The sequence below is a fragment of the Paenibacillus sp. HWE-109 genome (assembly GCF_022163125.1).
Lineage (GTDB): Bacteria > Bacillota > Bacilli > Paenibacillales > NBRC-103111 > Paenibacillus_E.
The window spans coordinates 7,897,513-7,922,136 of record NZ_CP091881.1 but is presented as its reverse complement, the minus strand read 5'-3'; the positions used below and the strand labels follow the sequence as shown (position 1 = coordinate 7,922,136).

At 49.3% G+C, this 24,624-nt stretch carries 17 protein-coding genes; 4 read left to right on the top strand and 13 right to left on the bottom strand.

The features are described from left to right. Positions 1 to 324: 324 nt before the first annotated feature. Positions 325 to 4,875 carry a glutamate synthase-related protein gene (locus LOZ80_RS34185; protein WP_238168692.1) on the top strand — a complete coding sequence of 1,517 codons (4,551 nt, stop codon included), beginning with the start codon at positions 325 to 327 and terminating at the stop codon, positions 4,873 to 4,875. Between the two features lie 800 nt (positions 4,876 to 5,675). Here the strand turns inward: LOZ80_RS34185 and helD are convergent. The 9 genes from helD to LOZ80_RS34140 form a co-directional block, all read right to left on the bottom strand. Beyond that, on the bottom strand, positions 5,676 to 8,036 hold the full coding sequence (gene helD / locus LOZ80_RS34180; RefSeq protein WP_238168691.1) for an RNA polymerase recycling motor HelD: 2,361 nt from the start codon (positions 8,034 to 8,036) through the stop codon (positions 5,676 to 5,678). 194 nt (positions 8,037 to 8,230) lie between these two features. Beyond that, a complete protein-coding gene (locus tag LOZ80_RS34175) occupies positions 8,231 to 9,097 on the bottom strand; it encodes a DinB family protein (protein WP_238168690.1) in 867 nt (288 codons plus the stop codon). 43 nt (positions 9,098 to 9,140) lie between these two features. Continuing rightward, complete coding sequence (locus LOZ80_RS34170) at positions 9,141 to 9,803, bottom strand: bifunctional 2-keto-4-hydroxyglutarate aldolase/2-keto-3-deoxy-6-phosphogluconate aldolase (RefSeq protein WP_189015703.1); 663 nt, start codon at positions 9,801 to 9,803, stop codon at positions 9,141 to 9,143. A 36-nt stretch (positions 9,804 to 9,839) separates the two neighbouring features. Beyond that, positions 9,840 to 10,817, bottom strand: coding sequence for a sugar kinase (locus LOZ80_RS34165; RefSeq protein ID WP_238168689.1), 978 nt, complete (start codon positions 10,815 to 10,817; stop codon positions 9,840 to 9,842). Between the two features lie 196 nt (positions 10,818 to 11,013). After that, positions 11,014 to 11,874 carry an inositol monophosphatase family protein gene (locus tag LOZ80_RS34160; protein ID WP_238168688.1) on the bottom strand — a complete coding sequence of 287 codons (861 nt, stop codon included), beginning with the start codon at positions 11,872 to 11,874 and terminating at the stop codon, positions 11,014 to 11,016. A 173-nt stretch (positions 11,875 to 12,047) separates the two neighbouring features. Further along, positions 12,048 to 12,818: an enoyl-ACP reductase FabI gene (gene fabI, locus LOZ80_RS34155; protein ID WP_238168687.1), complete on the bottom strand. Its 771-nt coding sequence runs from the start codon at positions 12,816 to 12,818 to the stop codon at positions 12,048 to 12,050. A gap of 98 nt (positions 12,819 to 12,916) precedes the next feature. Next, the gene (uvsE, locus tag LOZ80_RS34150) at positions 12,917 to 13,873 is read right to left on the bottom strand and encodes a UV DNA damage repair endonuclease UvsE (protein WP_238168686.1); all 957 of its coding nucleotides are present in this window, start codon (positions 13,871 to 13,873) and stop codon (positions 12,917 to 12,919) included. 98 nt (positions 13,874 to 13,971) lie between these two features. Next, complete coding sequence (locus tag LOZ80_RS34145) at positions 13,972 to 14,289, bottom strand: hypothetical protein (protein ID WP_238168685.1); 318 nt, start codon at positions 14,287 to 14,289, stop codon at positions 13,972 to 13,974. Between the two features lie 94 nt (positions 14,290 to 14,383). Beyond that, positions 14,384 to 14,965: a TetR/AcrR family transcriptional regulator gene (locus LOZ80_RS34140; RefSeq protein WP_238168684.1), complete on the bottom strand. Its 582-nt coding sequence runs from the start codon at positions 14,963 to 14,965 to the stop codon at positions 14,384 to 14,386. A gap of 173 nt (positions 14,966 to 15,138) precedes the next feature. On the opposite strand from LOZ80_RS34140, the gene LOZ80_RS34135 reads away from it, so the two are divergent. Next, positions 15,139 to 16,341, top strand: coding sequence for an MFS transporter (locus tag LOZ80_RS34135; protein WP_238168683.1), 1,203 nt, complete (start codon positions 15,139 to 15,141; stop codon positions 16,339 to 16,341). A gap of 59 nt (positions 16,342 to 16,400) precedes the next feature. Here LOZ80_RS34135 and LOZ80_RS34130 read toward each other — a convergent pair whose 3' ends face one another. Genes LOZ80_RS34130 through LOZ80_RS34120 form a run of 3 tightly spaced genes read right to left on the bottom strand, consistent with a single transcriptional unit; the run spans position 16,401 to position 18,931 of the window. Then, positions 16,401 to 16,718 carry a hypothetical protein gene (locus LOZ80_RS34130; RefSeq protein ID WP_238168682.1) on the bottom strand — a complete coding sequence of 106 codons (318 nt, stop codon included), beginning with the start codon at positions 16,716 to 16,718 and terminating at the stop codon, positions 16,401 to 16,403. A 6-nt stretch (positions 16,719 to 16,724) separates the two neighbouring features. After that, positions 16,725 to 17,870: a D-alanine--D-alanine ligase gene (locus tag LOZ80_RS34125; protein WP_238168681.1), complete on the bottom strand. Its 1,146-nt coding sequence runs from the start codon at positions 17,868 to 17,870 to the stop codon at positions 16,725 to 16,727. Between the two features lie 41 nt (positions 17,871 to 17,911). After that, positions 17,912 to 18,931: an amidase domain-containing protein gene (locus LOZ80_RS34120; protein ID WP_238168680.1), complete on the bottom strand. Its 1,020-nt coding sequence runs from the start codon at positions 18,929 to 18,931 to the stop codon at positions 17,912 to 17,914. Positions 18,932 to 19,439: 508 nt separating this feature from the next. Between LOZ80_RS34120 and acnA the strand changes: the two genes are divergently transcribed. Further along, on the top strand, positions 19,440 to 22,157 hold the full coding sequence (acnA, locus tag LOZ80_RS34115; protein WP_238168679.1) for an aconitate hydratase AcnA: 2,718 nt from the start codon (positions 19,440 to 19,442) through the stop codon (positions 22,155 to 22,157). Positions 22,158 to 22,416: 259 nt separating this feature from the next. Continuing rightward, positions 22,417 to 23,076 (top strand): spore cortex-lytic enzyme, encoded by a 660-nt coding sequence (gene sleB / locus LOZ80_RS34110; protein WP_238168678.1) that lies wholly within the window; start codon positions 22,417 to 22,419, stop codon positions 23,074 to 23,076. A gap of 622 nt (positions 23,077 to 23,698) precedes the next feature. Here sleB and LOZ80_RS34105 read toward each other — a convergent pair. Next, entirely contained in the window at positions 23,699 to 24,589 is an 891-nt protein-coding gene (locus LOZ80_RS34105; protein ID WP_238168677.1) for a cation diffusion facilitator family transporter, read from the bottom strand. Between the last annotated feature and the right edge of the window lie 35 nt (positions 24,590 to 24,624).

Here is a 24,624-nt window from a genome sequence, read left to right as displayed (position 1 = left end):
GAAATGTCGTGTTTTCACAGTATTTCCCTAGAAAGTTAGGGCATGATTTACAAATTCGCCCTTGATTTTTGTGTGTGATGCCTTACTTTAAGGCGGGTCGATTAAAGTCTTATTTTAAGGGAGTAACCCCTTTGAAATTGACATGCTATTCAGTTAGATTGCATTTTTATTCATAATCATGCATCTTTCGTTTTTAACCGATTTGTGGTTAATCCGCGAAAATGCTGAGAGTTGCGGGCTCTATAGTGCCAGAATGCAAGAAATGTAGTGCCAGAGGAGTTTAAATATGTATGGGAGGTGACGGTCAGGCGACTGACCAGAGCAATGAATGAAATTATGCGTAATGAAGGCCGTTTTCAAGATTTACTAGGAACTGAACACGACAGCTGCGGTATTATTTGTATTATTGAAAAGAACGGTCACCCTTCCCGTGATAACATCCAAAAAACGATTGATTCCCTTGTCAAAATGGAACATCGCTCGGGTTTTATCAATGGTGAAGGCGACGGTTGCGGTATTTTAACGGATATTCCACGCGCTCTTTGGGAAAAGAAATTAACCGATGCGGGTCAAGACGGCAAACTTGCCTACGATAACCGTTTTTCTGTTGGACATATCTTTGTTCCACGCAAGCTGGACCTGACTGTTACCGAGATCCAAAATGGCATTCGCGAGCTCTTCGCTTCCCATGATGTATCGATTATCCTCGAGCAAGAGAACCAAGTAGACAGCAGCGTTCTTGGACCTAACGGTTTGAATGACGAGCCTACTTTCTGGCAAATTGCAGGGATTAGTAACCAAACAGAAGGCCAAGTGGCTGATCACCTTTATGAGTTGCACATCGCAATTGAAGACAAATACAATGTTCACGTAGCAACGCTAAGCAATGTAACTTCTGCTTACAAAGTGCTTGGAGCGGCAAGTATCCTTCCTAAATATTTCAACGACACGCGCGATGCTTTGTTTGCATCCCAAGTTACCATCGGTCACAACCGTTACTCCACAAACACATTATCCAGCTTCTTCCGCGTTCAACCGTTCTCCCTGCTAGGGCACAATGGTGAAATCAACACAGTTAAGAAACTTCGCATCGAGGCCGACATGGTTGGCGTTCCGCTCGTTAGCGGCGGTTCTGACTCCCAGGACATGAACAGAACGATCGAAACGTTCATCCACCGCTTTGGTCTGTCTCTTTTTGAAGCGATGGAAATGGTATTCCCTCCTATTATTAATGAAATGAAACAGTTCCGTCCGGAACTTCAAGATTTATATGTGTACTACCGTCAAGTTTGGGGCCACTTTGCCCAAGGTCCTGCGGGGATCGTTTCCCGTTATGGCAACGAGTGTATTTTCAGCGTAGATGCTCTTGGTCTTCGTCCGGTCTGGATGGTTGAGAGCGATACTTCCCTCTACTTCTCCTCCGAGCAAGGCGTCATTACGGTTGGTGAAATGGTCGCTGACCCGAAACCAATCGCACCAGGTGAGAAAGTGGGCGTTGTCCTGACACCAGGTGAACACGTTCAAGTTATCCCTTACCACGAAGTTCAAAGCTTAGTATATGACCGCGCAAGCAAACGTCTGAATATTGGCGGCCTTCGGAGATTCCTGAATCCTGTCAAAACGGATACACAAGCTGATCTCAATGACAACATTGTGGCAACAGATCAGTTGTACAGTGCATTCGGTTGGGATCGTGACGGTATTCAACATATCGAAACCATGTCAGAAACAGGCGCTGAGCCTATCCGTTCCCTAGGTCACGATTCTCCTCATGCTGCACTAGCTTGGGAACGCCAGAACGTGCCTGACTTCATTAAAGAAAGCGTAGCGGTTGTTACCAATCCAGCGATTGACCGCGACCGTGAAATGGAGCATTTCTCCACTCGTATCATTGCGGGTACACGTACACCTGTTTATGGGCAAGTAGATGAGAACTTGCGTCTTGAGCTGCTGGCTCCACTCGTGCTTGAAGGTACGAACGGTGTCGACAGTGAAGAACATTTGTCCCAGCCATCGTATGAGCAATTGCTTGCCTTGTTCCGTGCGCAAGGGGATAACAAAGTTGCCGTTCTTTCCGCTACTTTCGCAAGAGGAACTTCGCTCAGCGAAGGATTGGATAAATTGGCTGCTGACGCTATCTCCGCTGCTCGCAATGGCGCAGCGCTTCTCGTTCTAGACGATGCTGACGCACACCAAAATGATCGCTTGTGGTTGGAGCCGCACTTGGCTGTTTCCAAAATCGATATCGCACTTCGTGCTGAGAAACTAGGCTTCGGCGATAACTTGCGTCGACATGTCACATTGATCTTGCGTTCCGCTGCTATTCGCAGCTTGCATGATATCGCTGTTGCTTGCGGACTTGGAGCCGATGTTATCTCACCTTATCTGTTGTTCTCGACGGCTTCTGACAAAGAAGGCAACGCAGCAGCAGCTCGCAAAGTATACGCTGCTCTATCCAAAGGTTTGGAGAAAGTCATCTCCACTATCGGTACGCACGAGCTTCGCGGTTACACACGTTTCTTCTCCTCCATCGGCTTCCACCCGGAAGTTGCTGAGGTGCTGGATATCGTGAACTACCTAGGTAGCGAAAAAGCAGGAACAAGCTTCGCTGTGCTTGAAGCAGATGCGGAAGCGCGTTACAACGATTTCACGAATCCGAAAGCGAAAGCGGCGAAAAACTTCCGTTTCTTCCAACGTATGTGGAAAGCTTTGGGCGATGCTGCATCCGGAGCTGCTCCTTACAGCGACTACCGCGACAAACTGCGCGAAGAAGAGAAGAAGAACCCGATTTCCATTCGTCATATTGCTGGATTTAATGTAGCCAAAGCTTTGAGCGATGGCCGCAAAGCGCTCGACCCGTCTCAAGTTGATATCTCCATTGGCGGTCATTCCTTGCCGATGTTGATCTCTTCCATGTCCTTCGGTTCACAGAACGAAACAGCTTTCCGTGCCTACGCTGAAGCCGGCGATCGCCTGAACATGGTTACCATGAACGGCGAGGGCGGAGAGATTAAAGATATGCTTGGCCGTTACAAAACAACACGTGGTGCGCAAGTCGCATCCGGTCGTTTCGGTGTTAACGTTGAATTAGCTAACGCTGTAGCATTCCTTGAGATCAAAATCGGTCAAGGGGCAAAACCGGGCGAAGGCGGTCACTTGCCAGGTTCCAAAGTAACAGCCAAAATCGCTGCGGCTCGTAACGCAACGATCGGTTCAGACTTAATCTCGCCATCCAACAACCACGATATTTATTCCATCGAGGATTTGGCGCAAATCATTTCTGAACTTAAAGAAGGCAGCGGTCGTAAAGCCAAAATCATCGTCAAGATCCCAGTTGTTCCTGGTATCGGCACGATTGCAGTTGGTGTCGCGAAAGCAGGCGCTGACGTCATTACCCTTTCCGGCTTCGACGGCGGTACAGGGGCGGCTCGTATTCACTCCTTGACACACGTTGGTCTTCCAACAGAGATTGGAACGAAATTGGCACACGTTGCTTTGATTGAAGCCGGTCTTCGTCACCGCGTAGAGCTGTGGTCCGATGGCGGTCTGAAATCAGGTTCTGACGTTGTTAAAATGGTTATGCTCGGTGCAAACCGCGCAGGTTTCGGCAGTATCGCTATGCAATCCATCGGCTGTACGACTTGCCGTGGCTGTCACTTGGATACTTGTCACGTTGGTATCGCAACACAAATCGATTCCATGGAAGAAGCCGAAGAAAAAGGCCTTCGTCGTTTCGTACCTCGTCAATTCGATGTTGCTGTTGACAGCTTGGTTCGTTTGTTCGGCGGTATCGGTGAAGAAGTTCGTGAAGTCGTTGCTTCCCTTGGTTTCAAAAGCTTGCAAGAACTCGTTGGCCGTTCCGATCTATTGGAACAAATCAGCCACGTTGACCGCATTGATTTGTCCGACATTCTTCGTCCTGCTCCATTGCAGTTCATCTCTGCTGCAGAAAGAGCCATGGAAGAAGCCGCTGTATCGTCCGATATCCGTATCGCGGCTGGCGCTGAAGGTCAAGAATTCTTCCCGGATTCCTTGGCTCTGGACGCTCCAATCGTACGCAACTGGTCCAAAGTGGATGCTGAGTCCCGTATTCTCGGAGCTCGTTACTCCAGCCATCGCGTAAGAGATCGCTTCGACGGCAGCTACGATGACCTACCGAAAGTATCCTTGAACCTGATCGACGGTTCTGTACCTGGTAACGGTCTGGCTGCGTTCAATGCTCGCGGCGTAGACATTACCGTTCACGGTGGAGCAGAAGACGGTCTTGGTAAAATGGCCTTCGGCGGTAAAGTCGCCATCGTCAAAGCACTGGGCAAAAACAACACCTTCATCAATGGTAGCGTTGGTAAATCCTTCGGTTACGGCGCACAAAAAGGTTTGTTCTTGATCCAAGGCAGCGCAGATACGCGTGCATGTATCCGGTTCTCCGGTGCTGACGTTGTATTCGGCGGCGAGATCACGACACCACTTCAAGACGAACTCGGCGGACTTGCCGCTCGTGCCAACCTCAAAGGCTTCGCGTTTGAGTACATGACAAACGGCCGTGCCGTTGTTATGGGCGATCCAGGTCCTTGGATCTGTGCAGGGATGACTGGTGGCGTAATCTACCAACGTCTCGTACCAGAAATGGGTCTTGATCAAGCTGCAATCGAACGTCGTATCGCCAAAGGCGCTAAGGTTAAACTTGAAACTGTTGGCGTACAAAGCAAAAAAGATCTGACAGAATTGCTCACAGCCTACCACGCTGAGCTTGCTAACTCCGGTCAAGCCGAAGCAGCAGCTAAAGTTGAAGGTTTGCTAAGCAACCTGGAAGCTAACTTCATCCGGATTTCCCCGGTCAACATGCAAGCTGACCAATCCGTTGCTACTGAATAGATAACTAAAAGCTCCACAAGACCCTCGTTGGTCTTGTGGAGCTTTTTGCATGTTGTGCGTGCCGCTGCCTATAAGCCACTCAAAACATCGCTTGGAAGCTGCTTGGGAAAACGAAAAAAACCTTGCTTCCACACGGTAAGAGATGACGGAGCTGGACACGAGCAACCACTATCCCCTTCCCTCAGGTTAAGTCTCAGATTCCTCCGGCCTGAGCGGTGGGGATAGCGGCTATAGTTCGGCCTGCTTCCACTATCCCCTTACCTCAAGGAGTATCTCAATTCCTTCTGCCTGAGCGGTGGGGATAGCGGCTATCGTTCGCCTGCTTCCACTATCCCCTTACCTCAGGGAGTATCTCAATTCCTTCTGCCTGAGCGGTGGGGATAGCGGCTATAGTTCGCCTGCTCCACTATCCCATTCCCTCAGGCTAGGTCTCACATTCCTCCGGCCTGAGCGGTGGGGATAGCGGCTTTAGCTCACCTGCTTCCACTATCCCCTTACCTCAGGTTAGGTCTCACATTCCTCTTGTCTGAGCGGTGGGGATAGCGTTTATAGCTCGCTTGCTTCCACTATCCCCTCAACTCAGGTTAGATCTCACATTCCTCCTGTCTGAGCGGTGGGGATAGCGGCTATAGTTCGCCCGCTTCCACTATCCCCTCAACTCAGGTTAGATCTCACATTCCTCCGACCTGAGCGATGGGGATAGCGACTTTAGCTGCTCTGCTTCCACTATCCCTTCCCCTCAGGAATGAATCTTCGACAACGCCTCCCTGAGCCAAAGGGATAGCGATTATAGTACTAGTTCACTCAACAAATTCCTCCCCCACCACGAATTCATAAGTGTCGGGGGATTGATCTGTGATCCACCGACACGGTTCGCCGAGCGAGAAGATGCGCAGTTCGTGCATAGCTCTGGTGCAAGCGGTGTAGAACAGCTTGCGGTCGTTCTCGCGGCCGTACTGATGATGGGAACCATCATAGACCAGGACGGCATCGAACTCAACTCCCTTCGCCAAATACGAAGGGATGACGAGGACGCCCGACTCGAAGGTCGGGCTATGTTTGGTGACGAGCACCAGCGGCGCAGCCACCATGGGCTCAAGGGCTTCATGCGCGAGCCGCCCCTCGCTCGCGGTCTTGGTTATGATCGCGACGGAGGCATAGCCTTCACCGCGCAGCCGCTCCACCTCGGCTGCCAGCAGGCTATGCAGCGATCCGCGATCGCTGGCTTGGATGACCCGCGGCTTAGCGCCGCCGCGTGTGAAGGGCTCTATGGCATCGCCGCCGGGCACGATGCCGCGGGTGAACTCCACGATCTCGCGCGTGGAGCGGTAGCTCCGGAACAAACGGATGACCTCCGTTTGTTCCGGTCCATACAGGCTGGCGATCGGCTCCATATCGCTGTACGCGGAAGCGTGCGCATAGATCGCCTGGCCCAGATCTCCGAGCGCTGTCATGCGACAGCGCGGGAAGAGCCGTTTCAGGTAAGCCAGCTGAAACGGAGAATAGTCCTGCGCCTCATCAATGATAACGTGGCGCACAGCACCGTTCGTCTGGAAACCGCAGACCGCTTCCATGAGGTACAAGAGCGGCGTAGCGTCCTCATAGGGCAACCTGCCATTGGACAGTTCCTCATGTGTCCGCTCATGAACAGCAGACCAGTGCGCCTGCTCTTCGGCAATCAACCCATCATGCAGCTGCACGTACAAGCCCGTCAGATCAATAAATTTCAACCTCTTCACCGCATCGCGCACTGGCTTCAATTGCTCCTTGATGACCATCCGAGCCAACAGCACGCGTTCCTGCTCATAATCATCAAATGTGACACCATCGCCTCTCTCCATCTTGCGCAGCCGCTCAAATGCGCGATGATAGTCCTCACTGCTCAGGAGCTCAATCTCATCTTCGACCCAAGCAGCCTCACGTTCCTGCTCAGCAAACCGCTCCAACTGCTCCAGCAGCCACCCCTGCATAAGCTCCAAACGGTTCGGGATTCGAATCACGCTATCATAGCTATAAAATCTCTTCACTAACTTATCGGCACTCACGATCTCTCGATCACGAAACACGATGGGGTTAAACAGCATCCCCTCCTGCTGCAAACCCAGTTGGTATGCCTGAACGATTGCCAGGAACGCGGAAGATGATTTAAAGCGAATCCCACTTAACCGAGCTTGATAAGCGGCTGCGCCTCCTGCATCTTGTTCCTGCAATACATATTCCAACTGCGTAAAAGAGTCCTCAATCTCAAATCTATCCCCCAACCGATGCTCCAAATAGGCCTGATAAGTCGTCTGCTGCATATTTTCTTCACCCAGTTCTGGCAATACCGTTGAAACATAATGATTGAACAACGGATTGGGCGAAAACAACACCATTTGATCTGAGCTCAGTTGATCCCGATGCTTATACAGCAAATAGGCGACTCTTTGCAAAGCGGCCGATGTCTTTCCACTGCCTGCAACCCCCTGCACGATAAGCATTCTTGCTTGATCATTGCGAATAATGCGGTTCTGCTCCTTTTGAATAGTTGCAACAATCGTTTTCATCTGTGCATCGGAGCTTCGACTAAGCACTTGTTTCAGCAGTTCATCACCAATCGTCAGACCTGTATCGAACATGAGATGAATCTTCCGATCGCGAATGACAAATTGGCGTTTGAGCAGCATTTCCCCTTCTACTGCACCATTCGGTGTACTAAAGGTGACTTCCCCTGGCGCAAAATCATAATACAAGCTTGAAATAGGCGCTCGCCAATCGTATACCAAATAATCATCCTTCTCTTCATCTAAGAAGCCCGCAATTCCCAAATAAATAGTATCTCCGCCGCGCTCATCTCTTTCCCTGAAATCAATTCGGCCAAAATACGGTGATTGCACCAGCTTCCTCATCTTCCCTAAAGCAGCGAAGGCCTGTCGATGCGTACGCTCCCGTTCAGACAATACTTCTGCTTGTTGCCTAATGCTGGCGATCGATTCAACGGCATCTTCCGTCGTGCTCATATCCATCGTGACGTCATCCCAGTAATGCTTGCGGATTTCAACCACGTCGGACTGCACCTGGCTTACCTGCTCCTCCAACACCTGTATTTTTGTCTGAATCTTCCCAGTGACTTCTTCTACTCTTTGCTTTTCTGCTGCCCAATCCTGCTCGGATAAATGCATAAACAACGCCTCTTTCTGCACTTTGATCTGTGATTTGACACGAAGGCTGTTTTAGTGCTATAATTATATTAGGATAATAATGTTATTTATCCCATATATTATAAATCACTCTTTATCATATCAATTTCATCCGCGAAAATCAACAATAAACCCAAATCCTCTCTCGGAGGACTTGGGTTTTTATATGTTTATTTCTACTCACTGCTTCGAATGCGCCATATCGCGCGGATATGGTGCGACGCGTGGCCTGCCATCATTTTGAGCAGCTTCGCCACGGTTTCTTCACGATCTACGGACGTTACTACGGTTCGCCCCAACGCATCCGGCAGGCAGGCGCACAGATTCAAAATATGCTGACGCAAAGCCCGGAACATATGGACTTCATCGCAAATAGGCCGACTGGCATAGCGGAGCCCAACACTCCAATCATCCTGCGAAAAGGAATTGCCCATATACGAGCGTCCTGGTTCAGCTAGCGCGAATTTCACTTTATGAATGGTCACCAGTTCCAGATCAATCACATGCAGCACTTGTTCACGTATTGACCACTTGCCTGGTGCTTCTTGGAGATCAAGTTGCTCCTCCGATAAGTGCGCTACGGCTTCTTCCAGTTCAGCAATTCCACCATGATACATGGCTAGAATCTCTTCGTTCGATGCAAATAACTCTTCCCAATACACCAACAAGTATCCATCAGGGGTAGGCACAAACAGTTTCCGAATGTGGCCTGGGTCTTCCTCTTTCCTGAGATTTGGGACACCCCGCTCCAACAGAAATTGATGCACCTCGTTTACGGAGGCAACACCAATGTAGACGAGATCACCTGGTTTGGGGCAGGATGGCTTAGGCTGAAGCCAGTTCGATGAGCAGCCATGCGCGGTTACAACAACACGGTAGTCCTTCACGATTTGCAGCAAAACAGCCGCTTGTACCGCATCAGCTCGCTCAACTAAACGCCAACCTAGTTGATCCGTATAAAAGCCGATGGATGCCTCCAACTGCTCTACTTTCAGCAGCAGCTTTGCTTGGCTAACCTTCATCATTCGCTTCCTTTCTCTCATCAAAAAACGCTCCGTCTATATTTCGACGGAGCGTACGTTTTTCCTACTTCTTGGCTGCTTTGTAGGCCTCAATATATTGGGCAGCCTTGTCGGCGACAAGACTGTAGTTGCCGGTTTTGACCGCTTCGCTGGTCAAATCGGAACCGATGCCGACGGCAACTGCGCCGGCTTGGATCCATTCGGCGAGGTTGCTCAGCGACACCCCGCCGGTTGGCATAATGTTCGCCTGCGGCAGCGGACCTTTGATGGCCTTGATCATTCCCGGCGAGTAGAGATTGCCTGGGAACAGCTTTACGATATCGACGCCGAGCTCAAGCGCCGTCTGAATTTCTTGAATCGTCATGCATCCTGGCATGACGGGCACGCGGTAACGGTTGCACAGCGCAACCGTGTGCGGGTTCAACGCGGGGCCGACAACGAATTCGGCCCCGCTGAGGATCGCGGCACGCGCTGTCTCCGGGTCTAGGGCGGTGCCCACCCCGATAATCGCGTACTTGGACGCGTCCTGCGCGGTGCTCGAGTAGCGCTTCGCCAGCGTCTCGATAGCGCGCAGCGCGAAAGGCACGGTCATCGTCACTTCGATGACCTTAATACCGCCCGCAATGGCTTGATCCGCCATTTCGACAACTTCTTCCGGCGTTTCGCCACGCAGTACGGCAACAACGCCCTCATTTGATATTTGCTGAACCAATTTAATTTTCTTCACTGGAATCTTCCCTTCTCTTTGAAATGACTCTGTAAGTTAACGTTCGATATGCTTAACATCATTGAGAACGGCATCCACTTGTTCCCAAGTTGGAGCGCCCTCCCAATCGCCTTCTGTCTGAACGATCAAGGAGCCCACCAAATTGCCGATACGCACGGCTTCCGCATACTCAAACCCTTTGGTCAAGCCAACCAAGAAGCCAGCACAAAACCCGTCTCCTGCGCCAACTGTATCAACCACCTGCTCCGCCTTGAAATAAGGCACAGCTGTAATGGCATCTGGGGTAACAACATAAGTCTCGTTCTCCCCGCCTTTGACGATCGAGATCGCCGACAATTCACGAAGTTTGCTGACGATAACATCCCAATCCTCTGTTTGATAAAGCAGCTTCAACTCATCCAGACCAGGCAAGAAAATATCCGATAGCTGAGCCAGCTCGAGCAGCACAGGACGTGCTTCTTCGATGCTCCACAGTTTTAGGCGCAAATTAGGATCGAAGCTAACCTTCACACCATGTTTGCGGGCCAGACGAACAGATTCGAACACTGCTTCTTTGCAGGATTCGCTCAGAGCAGGCGTAATACCGGTCATGTGCAGAATTTTCGCTCCAGCAATATAGGCTTCATCCAAATGTTTCACACCCGTCTGACTGGCCGCCGAATTCTTGCGGTAATAATAGACCGATGTTTTGCCCATAAGCACTTCGCGCATCATTAGACCGGTCGGTGCATCTGCCGTCAATTCAGCTCTTGAAACATCGATGCCTTCGCCACGGAGTTTCTTGAAAATCATCCGGCCGAGAGGGTCTTTCCCTAACCGCCCGAACCAACCCACCTTGCCTCCTAGACGCGAGATGCCGATCGCCAAGTTGCTTTCCGCACCGCCAAACAAGCTATGAAGCTCAGAAGAATATTCCAACCCCTTCCCGCCGGAAGGCATAAGCAGCGCCATCGTTTCACCAAAAGTGACAATGTCAGGGCTGTTTCCTGCTTGTACAAGTGTATTGGTCGTCATAGAAGCTCTCCCATTCATTTCCCGAATATGCATAGGCATAGTCCGTTAATTGAAACGTTTAAATATAACTGATATCTCATATTATAGTGCATATGAACCGTTTACACCAGACTCTAACTTGCCGAATCTATGAACCAAAATCTCCCTTATCTACGCAAAAAGAGCCACATCAGTGACTCTTTCAAGTATTGGTACCTTAGAAACCAGTGGCTTCTGCAGCAGCAAGCTCCTGCCCCAGCTCAGCATGAATCTTTCCATTGGTTGCCATTACGTTCCGAACAGCCAGATTGTAAGGCTTGCCTTCCGTATCCGTCACTTGACCGCCTGACTCCTGAATTAACAGCGCGCCTGCTGCAATATCCCAGGAGTTCAAACCGATCTCCCAGAAGCCGCTGAGACGTCCTGCAGCCACGTAAGCCAAGTGCAGAGCAGCAGATCCGGCAACACGAAGGTTGCGCACTTTAGGAGAAAGGGCTTGCACCCCTTTGAGATTTGTAACCAGAGCTCCTTGGCGATCAGCTGGAAATCCGGTAGCAACCAAGCTCAGAGACAATTGGTCCTCAAGTGATACTTCCGTTTTCTTCCCATGTCTATAGGCGCCCTTGCCCTTCTCTGCGACGAATAATTCGTCTCGCGTAGGATCATAAACGACACCTACAATGACCTCACCTCTGTGGGCTAACGCGATGGAAACCGAGTAGAAAGGAAAACCGTGAACGAAGTTCGTTGTGCCGTCGATGGGATCTACGATCCAGAGGTATTCCTCGTCGGACATCGCCTGCAGCGCCTTAGCGGAAGCCTCAGGACCTGGTGCTACGCCTTCTTCGCCCAGAATAGAGTGGTCTGGGAAATGCGTCAAGATCAAGTTGCGGATCAGTTTCTCAGACCCTTTGTCGACTTCTGTAACCAAATCCTGTGACGAGAATTTCGTGTCGACTCGGTTGATATCCCCTAATTTGGTTTTAATCCATTGCCCTGCCTTCGCTGCTGTATTAATCGCCACCGCCGTAAAGCTTTTGCTCCCTACTACGAACGGTTCCGCCTCGCCATTAACCATTTATATCAACTCTTTCTTTTCATTAGTTTCAAAGTACTTTAAGTATAGTAAATTATACGTTTTAAATACTAGTGCGTTTCATCCCAATTTATTCGTACATTTTTACATTTTTTAAGCCAAAGACAAAAAATCCGCATCGCCGTTAGGCAATGCGGATGCTTTCCGCTATTTTTTTAGATTCCGACGATGTGGTATCCGCCATCCACATAAATCACTTCGCCCGTGATTCCACGTGAAAGGTTGCTCATAAGGAACATCGCTGTATCCCCAACTTCCGCTGTATCGGTCGTTTTGCGCAGCGGCGCTTTCTCTTCCACTTGACGCAGAATGGAGTTGAAGTCCTTGATGCCTTTGGCAGCCAAGGTACGGATTGGTCCTGCGGAGATCCCGTTGACGCGGATTCCGAATTGGCCCAAATCAGCAGCCAGATAGCGTACGCTGGCTTCCAGCGCGGCTTTGGCTACGCCCATGACGTTGTAATTCTTCATCGCGCGTTCAGCGCCGAGGTAGGTCATCGTCATGATGCTGCCACCTTCTGTCATCAGCGGATAGATACGCTTAGCCACAGCTACTAGCGAGTAAGCGCTGATATCATGAGCCAAAGCGAAGCCATCACGCGAAGTATCAACAAACAGCCCGTCCAGTTCTTCTGTTTTGGCAAAAGCAATACTATGTACGAGACCGTGAACCACGCCGAACTTCTCTTTGAGCGTAAAAGCTAGCGTTTCAATCTCAGCATCCACAGTTACGTTACAAGGCATCAGTGTTGAGCCCGGAATCGTGTCAGCCAATTTGCGAACGCGTTCTTCAACACGCTCATTTTCAAACGTAAATACAAGGTTAGCTCCTTGCGCTGCTAATGATTGAGCAATTGCCCATGCGATACTGCGATCGTTGGCAACCCCCATAACAAGTATATTTTTCCCGGTTAACAGTTGACTCATGGTAGTAAAACCCCTCTCAACATTGGATTATGCGGCATTAATTCCCATTCTCCAAAGTACCCCATTTTGTCCAACAATTCAAGGATTAAATATACAGTTTACAGCTGAATCGACGCTTGATTAAGAACTGTAACGCCTTCCTGCTGCTTGAAGTCCTCCATAAGCTGAAATAAGGCTTCATCCTTCTTCTTCGCTTCGATCATAATATCAAGCTTAGGCGTTGTGGGCGCTATCGCTTGAAGGAAAGCCAACAAAGGTCCTATTTCCACGTAATCAGCGTGACTTCTCGGATCGCTCTCGCCCCTTGGGCTGGAAGCGTGAATTTTGGGAGGCAGCCCGCTCGGCCATGTCGCTTGAATACGCGGCCATAGCTCTGCGGCATCTTCGCCTTCGTTATTTACTGCATGATGATGGATGTCCAGCACCATGGGAGCGCCCACCTTTTCGGCGATTTCCAGCGTCTCTCGCGCATTGAATGTTTTGTCGTCATTCTCGAGGGTGACTCGCTGTTGGATCCCGGGAGGCAGCGAGGTGAAATTATGAATAAAACGTTTAGCCGCCTTTTCTTTATCTCCATAAGCACCGCCAACATGAATATTGCACATGGCTTCTGCGCCAAACCCCATCGCATTCAGCATAGCGGAATGCCGTTCCAGATCCTGGATGGACTTCTGCAGTACGTCCGCCTTGGCTGTGCTCAGCACGGTAAAATGGTCGGGATGAAAGCTGATGCGCATGCCTGACTGCTTGGCATAGCTGCCCAGCTCGGCGAATTCCGCTGCGAGTGTAGGAATCGGATCCCAATCGCCCAGCATCTCATGACCAATGAGGGGAATCAGCCTGGAGGATAAGCGGAAAACCACAATATCATGGGCACGATTATGCCTGAGCAAACGAAGTGTATTATGCAGATTCTCAGCGCCGAGTCGTTCCAGCTTCCGAATAGCGGCATCACGGTCCAGCAGCTTGCTGAAATTGGTGGCTGTCATGGTTTTGGACGGCGAAGCATTCTTGACCACAGTCGACATGGCCACATAGCCAAGGCGAATAATCATGCACGTATAACCTCCATTATGAGGATATAAAAAATCCTTTTATAGAGTACCCTCCCAGGCACCGGTGCATACACGTTCTGTTTAAGCGGCAGCCCTGATTACGATGAGATTACTGCCATGATTTTAAAACTGATATATGCAGAAATCGTCAATGGCAGCACACTGAGCACTAGCATGCCCAACCTTGTCCCGCGGTCTTCTTTGCGCAAAACAATCGAATTGCCAATGAACCACACCAGTACATAAACACAGAAAGCAGCTATCGCCATGTAACGTTCTTGATTGGTCGGCCGCGCCATGAAGCCATAAAAGCCGAAAATCATATAAATGACCGCATAGGGAGTTGGAATACCCAACAGCAGATTGAAAAGCCAATAGGCTTGGAATTTTCGTTTGGTGAAAATCGTTTGATTCATTTCGGCACGCTCCTTTGACCGGAAATCTACTAGAAATATTGTAGCTTTTCCGGCTAAGAAGAATAAGTACTAAGTTTTTATAGTACTGTTTATCCTAAGATGGTGTTTTAATGCCTTCAAAGGCCATTGTCACCAGATTTTCCACATAAGCATCGTCCAGCTTGTCCCCGGTTAATAGCATTCTATAAAAAATGGGACCATAAATGAGATCAATGCATGTTTCCATATCGATATTTGCTTTCAATTCCCCGCTCTGAGCCCCTTGCTCCAATAAAAGTCGGGCCTCGCGCCGACGGGGCTGGAAGTATCTAGTTCGATAAGCTTCAGCCAGCCCTGCATCAAACTGTCCTTCCCCGATTAGTTCGGTAATGATTTTACCTTCCCGACTTGTCAAAAAGCGGGCTACATTCGTGGCATGAATGAGTACATTATTGAACACTGAGCCGGTGTCAGGCACTGGCAGTCTTGCTGTAGCCGCGGACATGTAACCATCCATAACAACAGCTGCCTTATTGGGCCACCATTTATAAATGGTCGCTTTGCTAACTTGGGCACGCTCAGCGATTTTCTCAACAGTAACGACTCCAAAGCCATGCTCCAGCAACAAATCATACGAAGCAGCAAGGATAGACTGCTGCGTTTCAAGATTACGCGGACGCCCTCTTTTGGCCTTCACACGAATCCCTCCTTTTTATAGAAACTATACGTTTATTATACAAATAATTGAGAAAAGAAAAAAATAACTATTTACAAAACGCTACGTTCAGTATATTGTTTAATTACTAATTAGTAAACTATACGTTCAGTATTTAATTTAAGCGGTTCAAAGAACGACCGAGGAGGATTATTATGGAAACGATACAAAGAACGGAAGGTAAACATATTTCAAGTTGGATGATTTTTTTGCTAGCCGCATCTTGCGGGCTTATCGTTGCTAATCTTTATTATGCGCAAACTCTGATAGGACCGATAAGTGCCGATACAGGTCTGTCTGCCGCTGCGGCGGGTTTAATTGTTACTTTGACCCAAATCGGCTATGTGTTAGGACTACTGTTCATCGTACCTCTCAGTGACATTATTGAAAACCGGCGTCTCGCCGTGATATCACTCATTGTGGTAGTAGCTGCGTTGATTGGTGCCATATTCGCCCCTAACGCGCCTCTGTTTCTGATTGCGTCCCTATTCATTGGTTTAGGATCTGTGGTTGCCCAGATATTGGTGCCCTATGCGACTTATTTAGCATCTGAAGAACAGCGTGGCCGCGTGGTGGGGAATGTGATGAGTGGATTATTGCTGGGCATCATGTTTGCTCGGCCAGTGGCAAGCTTTATTGCCAGCTTCTGGGGATGGAAGACGGTATTCCTTCTGTCTGCGATTGTCATTGCACTCTTAACGGTGTTGTTGTCGCGTGTTCTTCCTGAGCGGAAGCCTTCACCTGCCATCAACTACAGTAAATTGCTCCTCTCGTTAATCACTCTTTTGCGACAAACGCCTCTATTGCGCCGCCGCGCCATCTATCAAGCTTGTTTGTTTGCGGCATTCAGCCTTTTTTGGACTACGGTCCCTTTGCGACTGATAGATGAATTTGGAATGTCTCAGCAAGGCATCGCCTTGTTTGCCTTAGCAGGTGTAGGAGGAGCCGTCGCGGCACCGATCGCTGGGAGACTTGCGGATAAAGGCTTGACGCGACTTTTGACCGGATTGGCCATGCTGATTGCTGCCTTATCCTTTGGGTTGGCCTATTTATTTCAAAACAATTCAACTACAGCTCTCGCTCTTCTGGTTGTTGTCGCTATTCTGCTGGATATGGCTGTATCGGGAAACCTAGTGCTGGGACAGCGTGCGATTTATTCATTGGGGAGTGAAACAAGAGGTCGTTTGAACGGGTTATTCATGTCCATCTTTTTCATTGGTGGCGCAATCGGCTCCTCGTTAGGCGGTTGGTCTTATGTCCATGGCGGCTGGAGTTTCACAACTCTGCTTGGAATTGCTCTGCCGCTTGTGGCATTACTTTACTACTTTACGGAAAAAAGAGCTTTGGCAAGGACATAATCATGCGAAAAGGCGCCTTCCCTTGCGGGACGGCGCCTTTTTCCATCTGATTGACCAAATTACGCTTGCTCACCGAAAAACATCTCGAAAGCCAGCGCCGTTTGAATCTTCGCTTCTTCTTCGTTCAACCGGCGAATAAGCTCCATTTCCACTTGCGTCACTTCTTCTCCTTGGAAATTAATTTCCGCGATGGAGGCGACGATGCGAACAATGGCAATTGCCTGATTATCCGGCGTGTACGCGATAACCTTCTGGCCTGTAGGGAAGACGCGGAAACCGCTCTTCACCATTTTGCCGCGGCCATATTCCAGCAGCTCGAACAGCTCCTGCGCGGACTTGAATTTGCATACTGAATTAAATTCGGTTTGAAATCCCATTTGCATCTACTCCACATCAAAAGAATATTGGATACTTTGCTTCGTCGCATGCCGTTCGATCGCTAATCGAATCAAATCATCGAGCAGTTCTGCGTAGGGCTTACCGGTTTCTTGCCACAGCAGCGGGTACATGCTGAACGGGGTGAAACCCGGCATCGTGTTGATTTCATTGATATAGATTTTGTTATCGGCTTTGCCTAGGAAGAAATCCATACGTGACAATCCGCTGCCATCCACAGCCAAGTAGGCTTGAATTGCCAGCTGTCTAATTTGTTCAGCTGTTTCCGCGGGAATGTCGGCAGGAATGACCATAGCTGATTTGCCATCGAGATATTTCGCTTTGTAATCGTAGAATTCGTTGGACGAAACAATTTCACCCGCTACGGAAGCGATAGGCTCATCATTACCCAGAATAGCGACTTCAATCTCACGCGCATCGATATTTTCTTCAATGATGACTTTGCGGTCGTATTGGAAGGCAAAATTGACAGCTTCGATTAATTCTTCTTGATTTCTTGCTTTGGAAATACCAACACTGGAACCTAGATTAGCCGGCTTCACGAAGCAAGGATAACCGATCGCTGTTTCGAGCTCGACCAAGTGATACGCCCGATTCTTTTCCCACTCCGTACGCGTGAAATGACGGAAAATGCATTGCGGCAGTCCCTCTTGCGCAAAAATTTTCTTCATCATGACTTTATCCATACCCACTGCAGACGCGAGCACGCCTGCCCCTACGTATGGAATATTGGCCATTTCGAGCAAACCTTGGATCGTTCCATCTTCCCCGAACGTACCGTGCAGCAGCGGAAAAATGACATCCATCCCGGTGCTCTTCGTTGCTGAGGCGCCTGCTGCGGCAACACTCACGTCGCCTTTGGCTTGAATTGCTCCGAATATAGGAGCGAATGCGTTAGAAGCAGGCGTATTTGCGGCATCTCCCGTGCTGAAAGTGAGAGCCTCTTTGGATTCTGCCGGACCAAGCAGCGGTGCACCGCTTCTCCACTCCCCTTTTTTGGATATATAAAACGGTGTTACCTCATATTTCGTGAAGTCTACGGCTTTCATAACAGCCAGTGCCGTTTGCAAGGACACGTCATGCTCTCCGGATTTCCCTCCATAAATGAGTCCAATTCTGATTTTGCCGCTCATTCCGTACCTCCGTCTAGTCGTTCTATTTCCGTTCTTACCTATTACATTTCATCAGCAACCCGAACGAAAACGTATTTGGTCCGCTCCGTCCAAGCGGGTGAATCTTTATAAGCCCAATATCGATTTCGGCTATTATACGTGTGGGCATTCACAAGGGGCATATCGTTGGCATCTTTGCCAATGACGATGACGTTGTGCTGGAACCGGCCGTCGCCGTCCCAATCATAGCTAATTGTGTCTCCCTGCTGCAGTTCACGCGGATCATCCACGGCATGACCATGAAGCCCCTTGCGGCTGTGCGAGAGAAATGTTTGCAAGCTGTTGGCTACCGCCCAGCTGAAGCTCCACAGCTCTTGATGGCCTCTTCTGCCAGCGTACCACCAGCCTAAATCCCTTTTTCCAGTATAGTCCATTGGAGCCCCGCCTGCAAAGAGGCATTGCGAGACAAAGTTGGTGCAATCGACTTCGAATTCTTCGTATTTGGGGTTCGGGGTTTTCCACCAAGTTTCGGCGTACTCTGCAGCTTTGGGGCGGTTATAAATGATTTTTCGCGGAGCGAATTCCTGGGCCCCGCTGTTGAGAATACTATGGTTGATGTAAGGAAGAGAGGGGGCTCTTCGCAGCCCTGCCACGAAATCTTCAGGCTCAGGCATACCAAAGCCTCGCGACTTGCCAGGAAGCGATTTCTCAGCTTGCAATGCTTCAGCATGCCTTACTTGCCAGCGGTTCGCTGCATGATCTATGGTGACGCGTTCCGTTTCAATCCGCTCCTCCAAATGCTGAGTTGATCCGATCTGATAATGCAGGAGACGGTGCATTCTGATTTCCGCAATCGTCTCCTGGGCGGATTCTCTGACTCCTGTGAGGCGCAGCTTGGTCTCTCCCCGCAGCAGCTTGGCGTCGCGATCTCGGTAACAGTTCAGCAGCCTGCGAAAACAGACATCCTGTTTGCGCAGATAAGCGCTGTCGGCGATAAAGGCTTCAAGCGGTGCTGCAGAGCCTTCGAGCTCTGCTTGATTTTTGGCGTGAACGTAGTTGTAGAGCGCTGTTTGCCAGGACATCTTGGATAACCTCCTAAAAATTTTTATGCAGGCAACTGGTCTCATAAAGGGGAATGGTTCTTCCGTCGTCCCACCCGCCCGGTAAGAGACTCCAAAGACTGCTATTTATTGAAAAGCACGTGTGTGAGGCATACTAAGAGTCTTTAGAAGCTTCTATTTCCCTTAAATTGACGCAAATCAGACGAATCCCAGTAATTAGAAGTCTTTAGAGACTTCTAATCGGCATCTTTATTCCCATATTCCATGAATAGAAGTCCCAAAAGACTCTTATCCAAACATGCTTTAGCGACTTCTAGAGCCGCTTACAAGTGATTTTCACTCATTTTCTGAAGGACGAGCCCGATTTGCTTTGAATTGATTCAATATATGACATTTATCCAGTAAAAATGATTGAAATAAATCTTTACTGATACACAGTGAGGCGGTATACTTGAGGTAGGGGATAAATGAAATTGAGTTTCACTAGTTGAAACTCGGTGGATGAAGATATTTTAAGGAGGAATTACCCATGTCCAACAAGGACTCTTTTTCCGTGCGTAAACAGTTAACTGTCGGCACGAAATCGTTCCAGTACTACAGCCTTCCTGACTTTGAAAGCCAAGGTCACGGCACCATCAATAATCTGCCTGTTTCCATCCGCGTTTTGCTTGAAGCTGCTATTCGTCAATTCGACGGTCGCGCGATTACAAGTGAACACGTGAAACAAATCGCTGGCTGGGCTGAAGGCCGCGATGAAAACAAAGAAATTCCTTTCATTCCTGCTCGTATCGTTCTTCAGGATTTCACCGGAGTTCCAGTCGTCGTTGACCTTGCGGCAATGCGTGCGACTATGGCTCGTGAAGGTGGAGATCCAAAACGGATCAATCCGCTTGTTCCTGTAGACCTTGTTATTGACCACTCTGTCATGGTTGATGCTTTCGGATCCCCGGATGCACTCGAAATGAACATTAACTTAGAATTCGAAAGAAACGAAGAGCGTTACCGCTTCTTGCGTTGGGCACAAACAGCATTTGATAATTTCCGTGCTGTTCCTCCTTCAACAGGTATCGTTCACCAAGTTAACTTGGAGTACCTGGCTTCCGTAGCAGCTACGAAAACAATCGACGGTGAAACTGTTGTTTACCCAGATTCCTTGGTTGGTACTGACTCCCATACAACAATGATCAATGGTCTTGGTGTTGTAGGTTGGGGCGTCGGCGGTATCGAAGCTGAAGCTGGAATGCTTGGACAACCACTTTACTTCGTAGCTCCAGACGTTGTTGGTTTCAAATTGACAGGCCACTTGGCAGAAGGCGCTACAGCGACTGACTTGGCTTTGACTGTTACACAAATTTTGCGTAAAAAAGGCGTTGTTGGTAAATTCGTTGAGTTCTTCGGTCCTGGTCTGAGCAACATTTCCTTGGCTGACCGTGCAACTGTAGCTAACATGGCTCCTGAGTACGGCGCAACCATCGGTTTCTTCCCAGTTGACAACGAAACATTGAACTACCTGAGAGCTACAGGCCGTGAAGATGATCAAATCGCACTTGTCGAAGCTTACTACAAAGCACAAGGCATGTTCCGTACAGACAGCACTCCAGATCCTGTGTTCACAGATGTCGTTGAACTTGATCTCGGTTCCGTAGTACCAAGCTTAGCTGGTCCTAAACGTCCTCAAGACCGTGTTGAGCTTACGAACATGAAAGAGTCTTTCAACTCCATCATCCGTACGCCGATCGACAAAGGTGGATACGGCCTGACAGACGAGAAAATCAACGAAGTTGTAGAAGTCGTTTACCCAAGCGGCGAAACAGCGAAAATGGGCACAGGTGCTGTCGTTATTGCAGCGATCACTTCCTGTACCAACACTTCCAACCCAAGCGTTATGCTAGGTGCCGGACTTGTAGCGAAAAAAGCGGTAGCTCGCGGTTTGAGAAAACCGGCTTTCGTAAAAAGCTCCCTGACACCAGGCTCCCTGGTTGTTACCGAGTACCTGATCAAAGCAGGCTTGCTTGAACCTCTAGAAGCGCTTGGCTTCCACGTTGCAGGTTATGGCTGTGCAACTTGTATCGGTAACTCCGGTCCGCTTCCAGACGAAGTCAGCAAAGCGATCATCGATAACGATATGACAGTGGCTGCCGTTATTTCCGGTAACCGTAACTTTGAAGGCCGCGTACATGCGCAAGTTAAAGCCAACTATCTGGGGTCACCTCCACTTGTTGTTGCTTATGCTCTTGCTGGAACAGTTAACATTGATTTGGCTAACGATCCAATCGGCTATGACCAAAACAACCAACCTGTCTACCTCAAAGACATCTGGCCAACAAACCAAGAGATCCAAGAAGCTCTGGGTATTGCAATGAGCGCTGATATGTTCCGCGACAAATACAGCAATGTATTCCGTGCGAACGAGCGTTTCAACGAAATCGCAATTCCAGAAGGCGATCTGTACGAATTCGACAACAAATCCACTTACATTCAAGAGCCTCCGTTCTTCACCGATCTGGGTACGGTTCTGGATGATATCGCCGATATTCGCAACGCCAAAACATTGGCACTGCTTAGCGATTCCGTAACAACGGATCACATCTCGCCTGCAGGTAACATCAAAGTTGACAGCCCAGGGGGCCAATACTTGATCAACCACGGCGTCAAAAAAGAAGATTTCAACTCTTACGGTTCCCGTCGTGGTAACCACGAAGTGATGATGCGCGGAACGTTCGCCAACATTCGTATTCGTAACCAAGTGGCACCTGGCACAGAAGGCGGCGTAACAACTTACCTGCCAACTGGCGAAGTTGAGTCCATCTACGATGCTTCCATGAAGTATCAAGCTGAAGGCCAAAACCTTGTCGTTATCGCTGGTAAAGAGTACGGAACTGGAAGCTCCCGTGACTGGGCTGCAAAAGGTACATTCCTGCTCGGCGTTAAAGCCGTTATCGCAGAAAGCTTCGAGCGTATTCACCGCAGCAACCTTGTGGGCATGGGCGTTCTTCCCCTTCAATTCCTTGATGGAACTGGCTGGAAAACACTCGGCATCACAGGCCGCGAAACATTCGATATCACAGGTTTGAGCAACGATGTTCAACCAGGTTCGACAGTTAAAGTTACAGCAACTCGTGAAGACGGAACAAGCTTCGAATTCAACGCTCTTGTGCGTTTGGATAGCTTGGTTGACGTGGATTACTACCGTAATGGCGGTATCCTGCAAACCGTTCTTCGCTCCATCCTTGCTGAGAATAAATAATTCAGTTTACAACACGCAAAACACACACACATGTATGCACACCAAATCCGGGAATGCCTTATGGCATTTCCGGATTTTTTATTTTGGATATGACGCGCCTGCTTACAGGCTCATCTGGTTGTGAAAGCGTTTTTTTCAAACTTATGTCATACGCTGAACCCTTAGAGCCCCAAGTGATTTACTTACATTTCCAAATACTGCGGGTTGAGCCTGCCCTTGTCCCCTACTATACTGGGTAGAGCGAAAGGGGAGATGAACGATGAACACATTGAAAAAGCTCGTCTTAGTCATGCTGTTCGCGTCGATCGGGTTAGGGTATACTACAAGCCAGTTCAGCCAACCGACTTACGCGGCAGAGGCTACCTTACAGTTAGGTACTCAAAACGGAGACGTATGGGACGCACAGTTTCGTCTAAAAATGTTAGGCTATTATACACAGCCGGTGGATGGCAAGTACGGTCCTGTAACTGCCGCGGCTGTTCGTAATTTTCAATATAATTATGGCTTAACCGTTGATGGTCTTGTTGGAGCGAATACGTGGCAGAGTTTGCGTAAATACTCCGTGAATCAAGAAGATCTGGACGTTTTGGCTAGAGTGGTCTACAGCGAAGCACGCGGTGAATCCTACGAAGGACAAGTCGCTGTCGCAGCTGTGGTCATGAATCGCTTGAAGTCGAGTCAGTATGCCAACACGATTGAGGGCATTGTATTTGCCCCAGGAGCGTTCACAGCAGTAAGTGACGGCCAATACTGGCTAACGCCGGACAGCACCGCCTACAAGGCTGCACAGGACGCCGTACGCGGCTGGGACCCAACCAAAGGAGCGACCTACTACTTTAATCCAGAAACAGCGACTAGCGCCTGGATCTGGTCACGTCCGCAAACCGTGCGGATTGGTCATCACATCTTTGCGAAGTAATATGTGGTATACAGAAAACCGTCAGAGGGATAAGTAGTCCCCTGACGGTTTTTTTTGCCTTTCAGTCTTAGCTACTCCCTTGCGCCCCTCTCTTCGCCAGTTCGCATGCTCATAACGCTGTTTTTCAGCGTTAAAAATTAGTTCTCACCTGCTACCCTAGCTGTAACGCTGTATTTCATTCTTAACTGCACCTGTTTGTTCCTTTCCACATGAGATCTTTTGGTTTAACGCTGTTTTTCAGCGTTAAAAGCCAGTTTTCACCTGCTACCCTAGCTGTAACGCTGTATTTCATTCTTAACTGCTCCCACGTGTTCCTTTCCACGTGAGCTCTGTTGGTTTAACGCTGTTTTTCAGCGTTAAAAGCTAGTTCTCACCTACTACCCTAGCTGTAACGCTGTATTTCATTCTTAACCGCTCCCACGTGTTCCCTTTTACGGGTTCGGGTAGATGGACGCTTATTCAAATGTTGGAAAATGACTCTGATCCCGAGTTTGCGCTGTTGGCCCTCACCGTGACATACGTTAATTTTCCCATTCCCTCGACAACAAGCGCATAAGTCAGCATCTCTGTTAGCACAAAAAAGCTATCCCCAGGTTCTTCAACCTGCCGGATAGCTTAGCTTTTATACCGATTCCTCATACCAAGGATTCAGATGCACGAGCACCTCATCCACGTCGCTATGAGCTTCTTTGATTTTTTGCTTGATAGAGCGGCTGATATCATGGCCTTCTTGAATGGTCAATGTCCCGCGAACGGCAAGCCTGGCGTCGACTAGTATGTAATGGCCATGCTCCCGCGCCCGCAAACGGTCAATGCGTTTGATTTCTGGTACAGAACGGATCAAGGCCGCGTATTGTTCAATCTGATCCAAATTTACACTTCGCTCCATGAGAATGTCGAAGGATTCTCTGCCCATTTCGTAGGCCAGCTTCAAGACCAGAAAAGAGACGATGATCCCCGCTACGGGATCTCCATACGCCAGGATGGCATAGCCGAAATGCTCGCCAATCAGAGCCAAACCGATACCTACGGATGCAGCAATAGAGGCATAGACGTCCGCCAAATGATCGTAGGCGGTAGCGATTAAGCCTTTGCTGTTGAGTTGGCGGCCGATGCGCATGGTGTAGACATAGAGAATTTGCTTCCAGATCAGCGAGATGACCGCTGCGACAAACGCGATCCAATGCGCCGCGCCCGCTGGCTCGAATAGCGCATGTATGGAGTGATAGCCCATATAAATGGCCGCTCCGGCCAAAATAATCGCGACGATAAAGGCGCCAAGCACCTCAGCCTTGCCGTGGCCATAAGGATGATCCGCATCGGCCGGCTTCGAAGACACGCGCATGGAGCTGTACGCCGTCGCAGAGGCGATAACATCACCGGCGTTATGGATGCCGTCGGCGATGAGCACTTGGCTTTGGAACGTGAGTCCGACGATGATTTTGATGGCGGTAAGCACGACATTGCTGGCAAGGCTAATCCAGATCGCCAGCATCGAGGCTGTCTTCTTCATACTTGCCACATCCTTTCCCACTTCTAGTATGGACC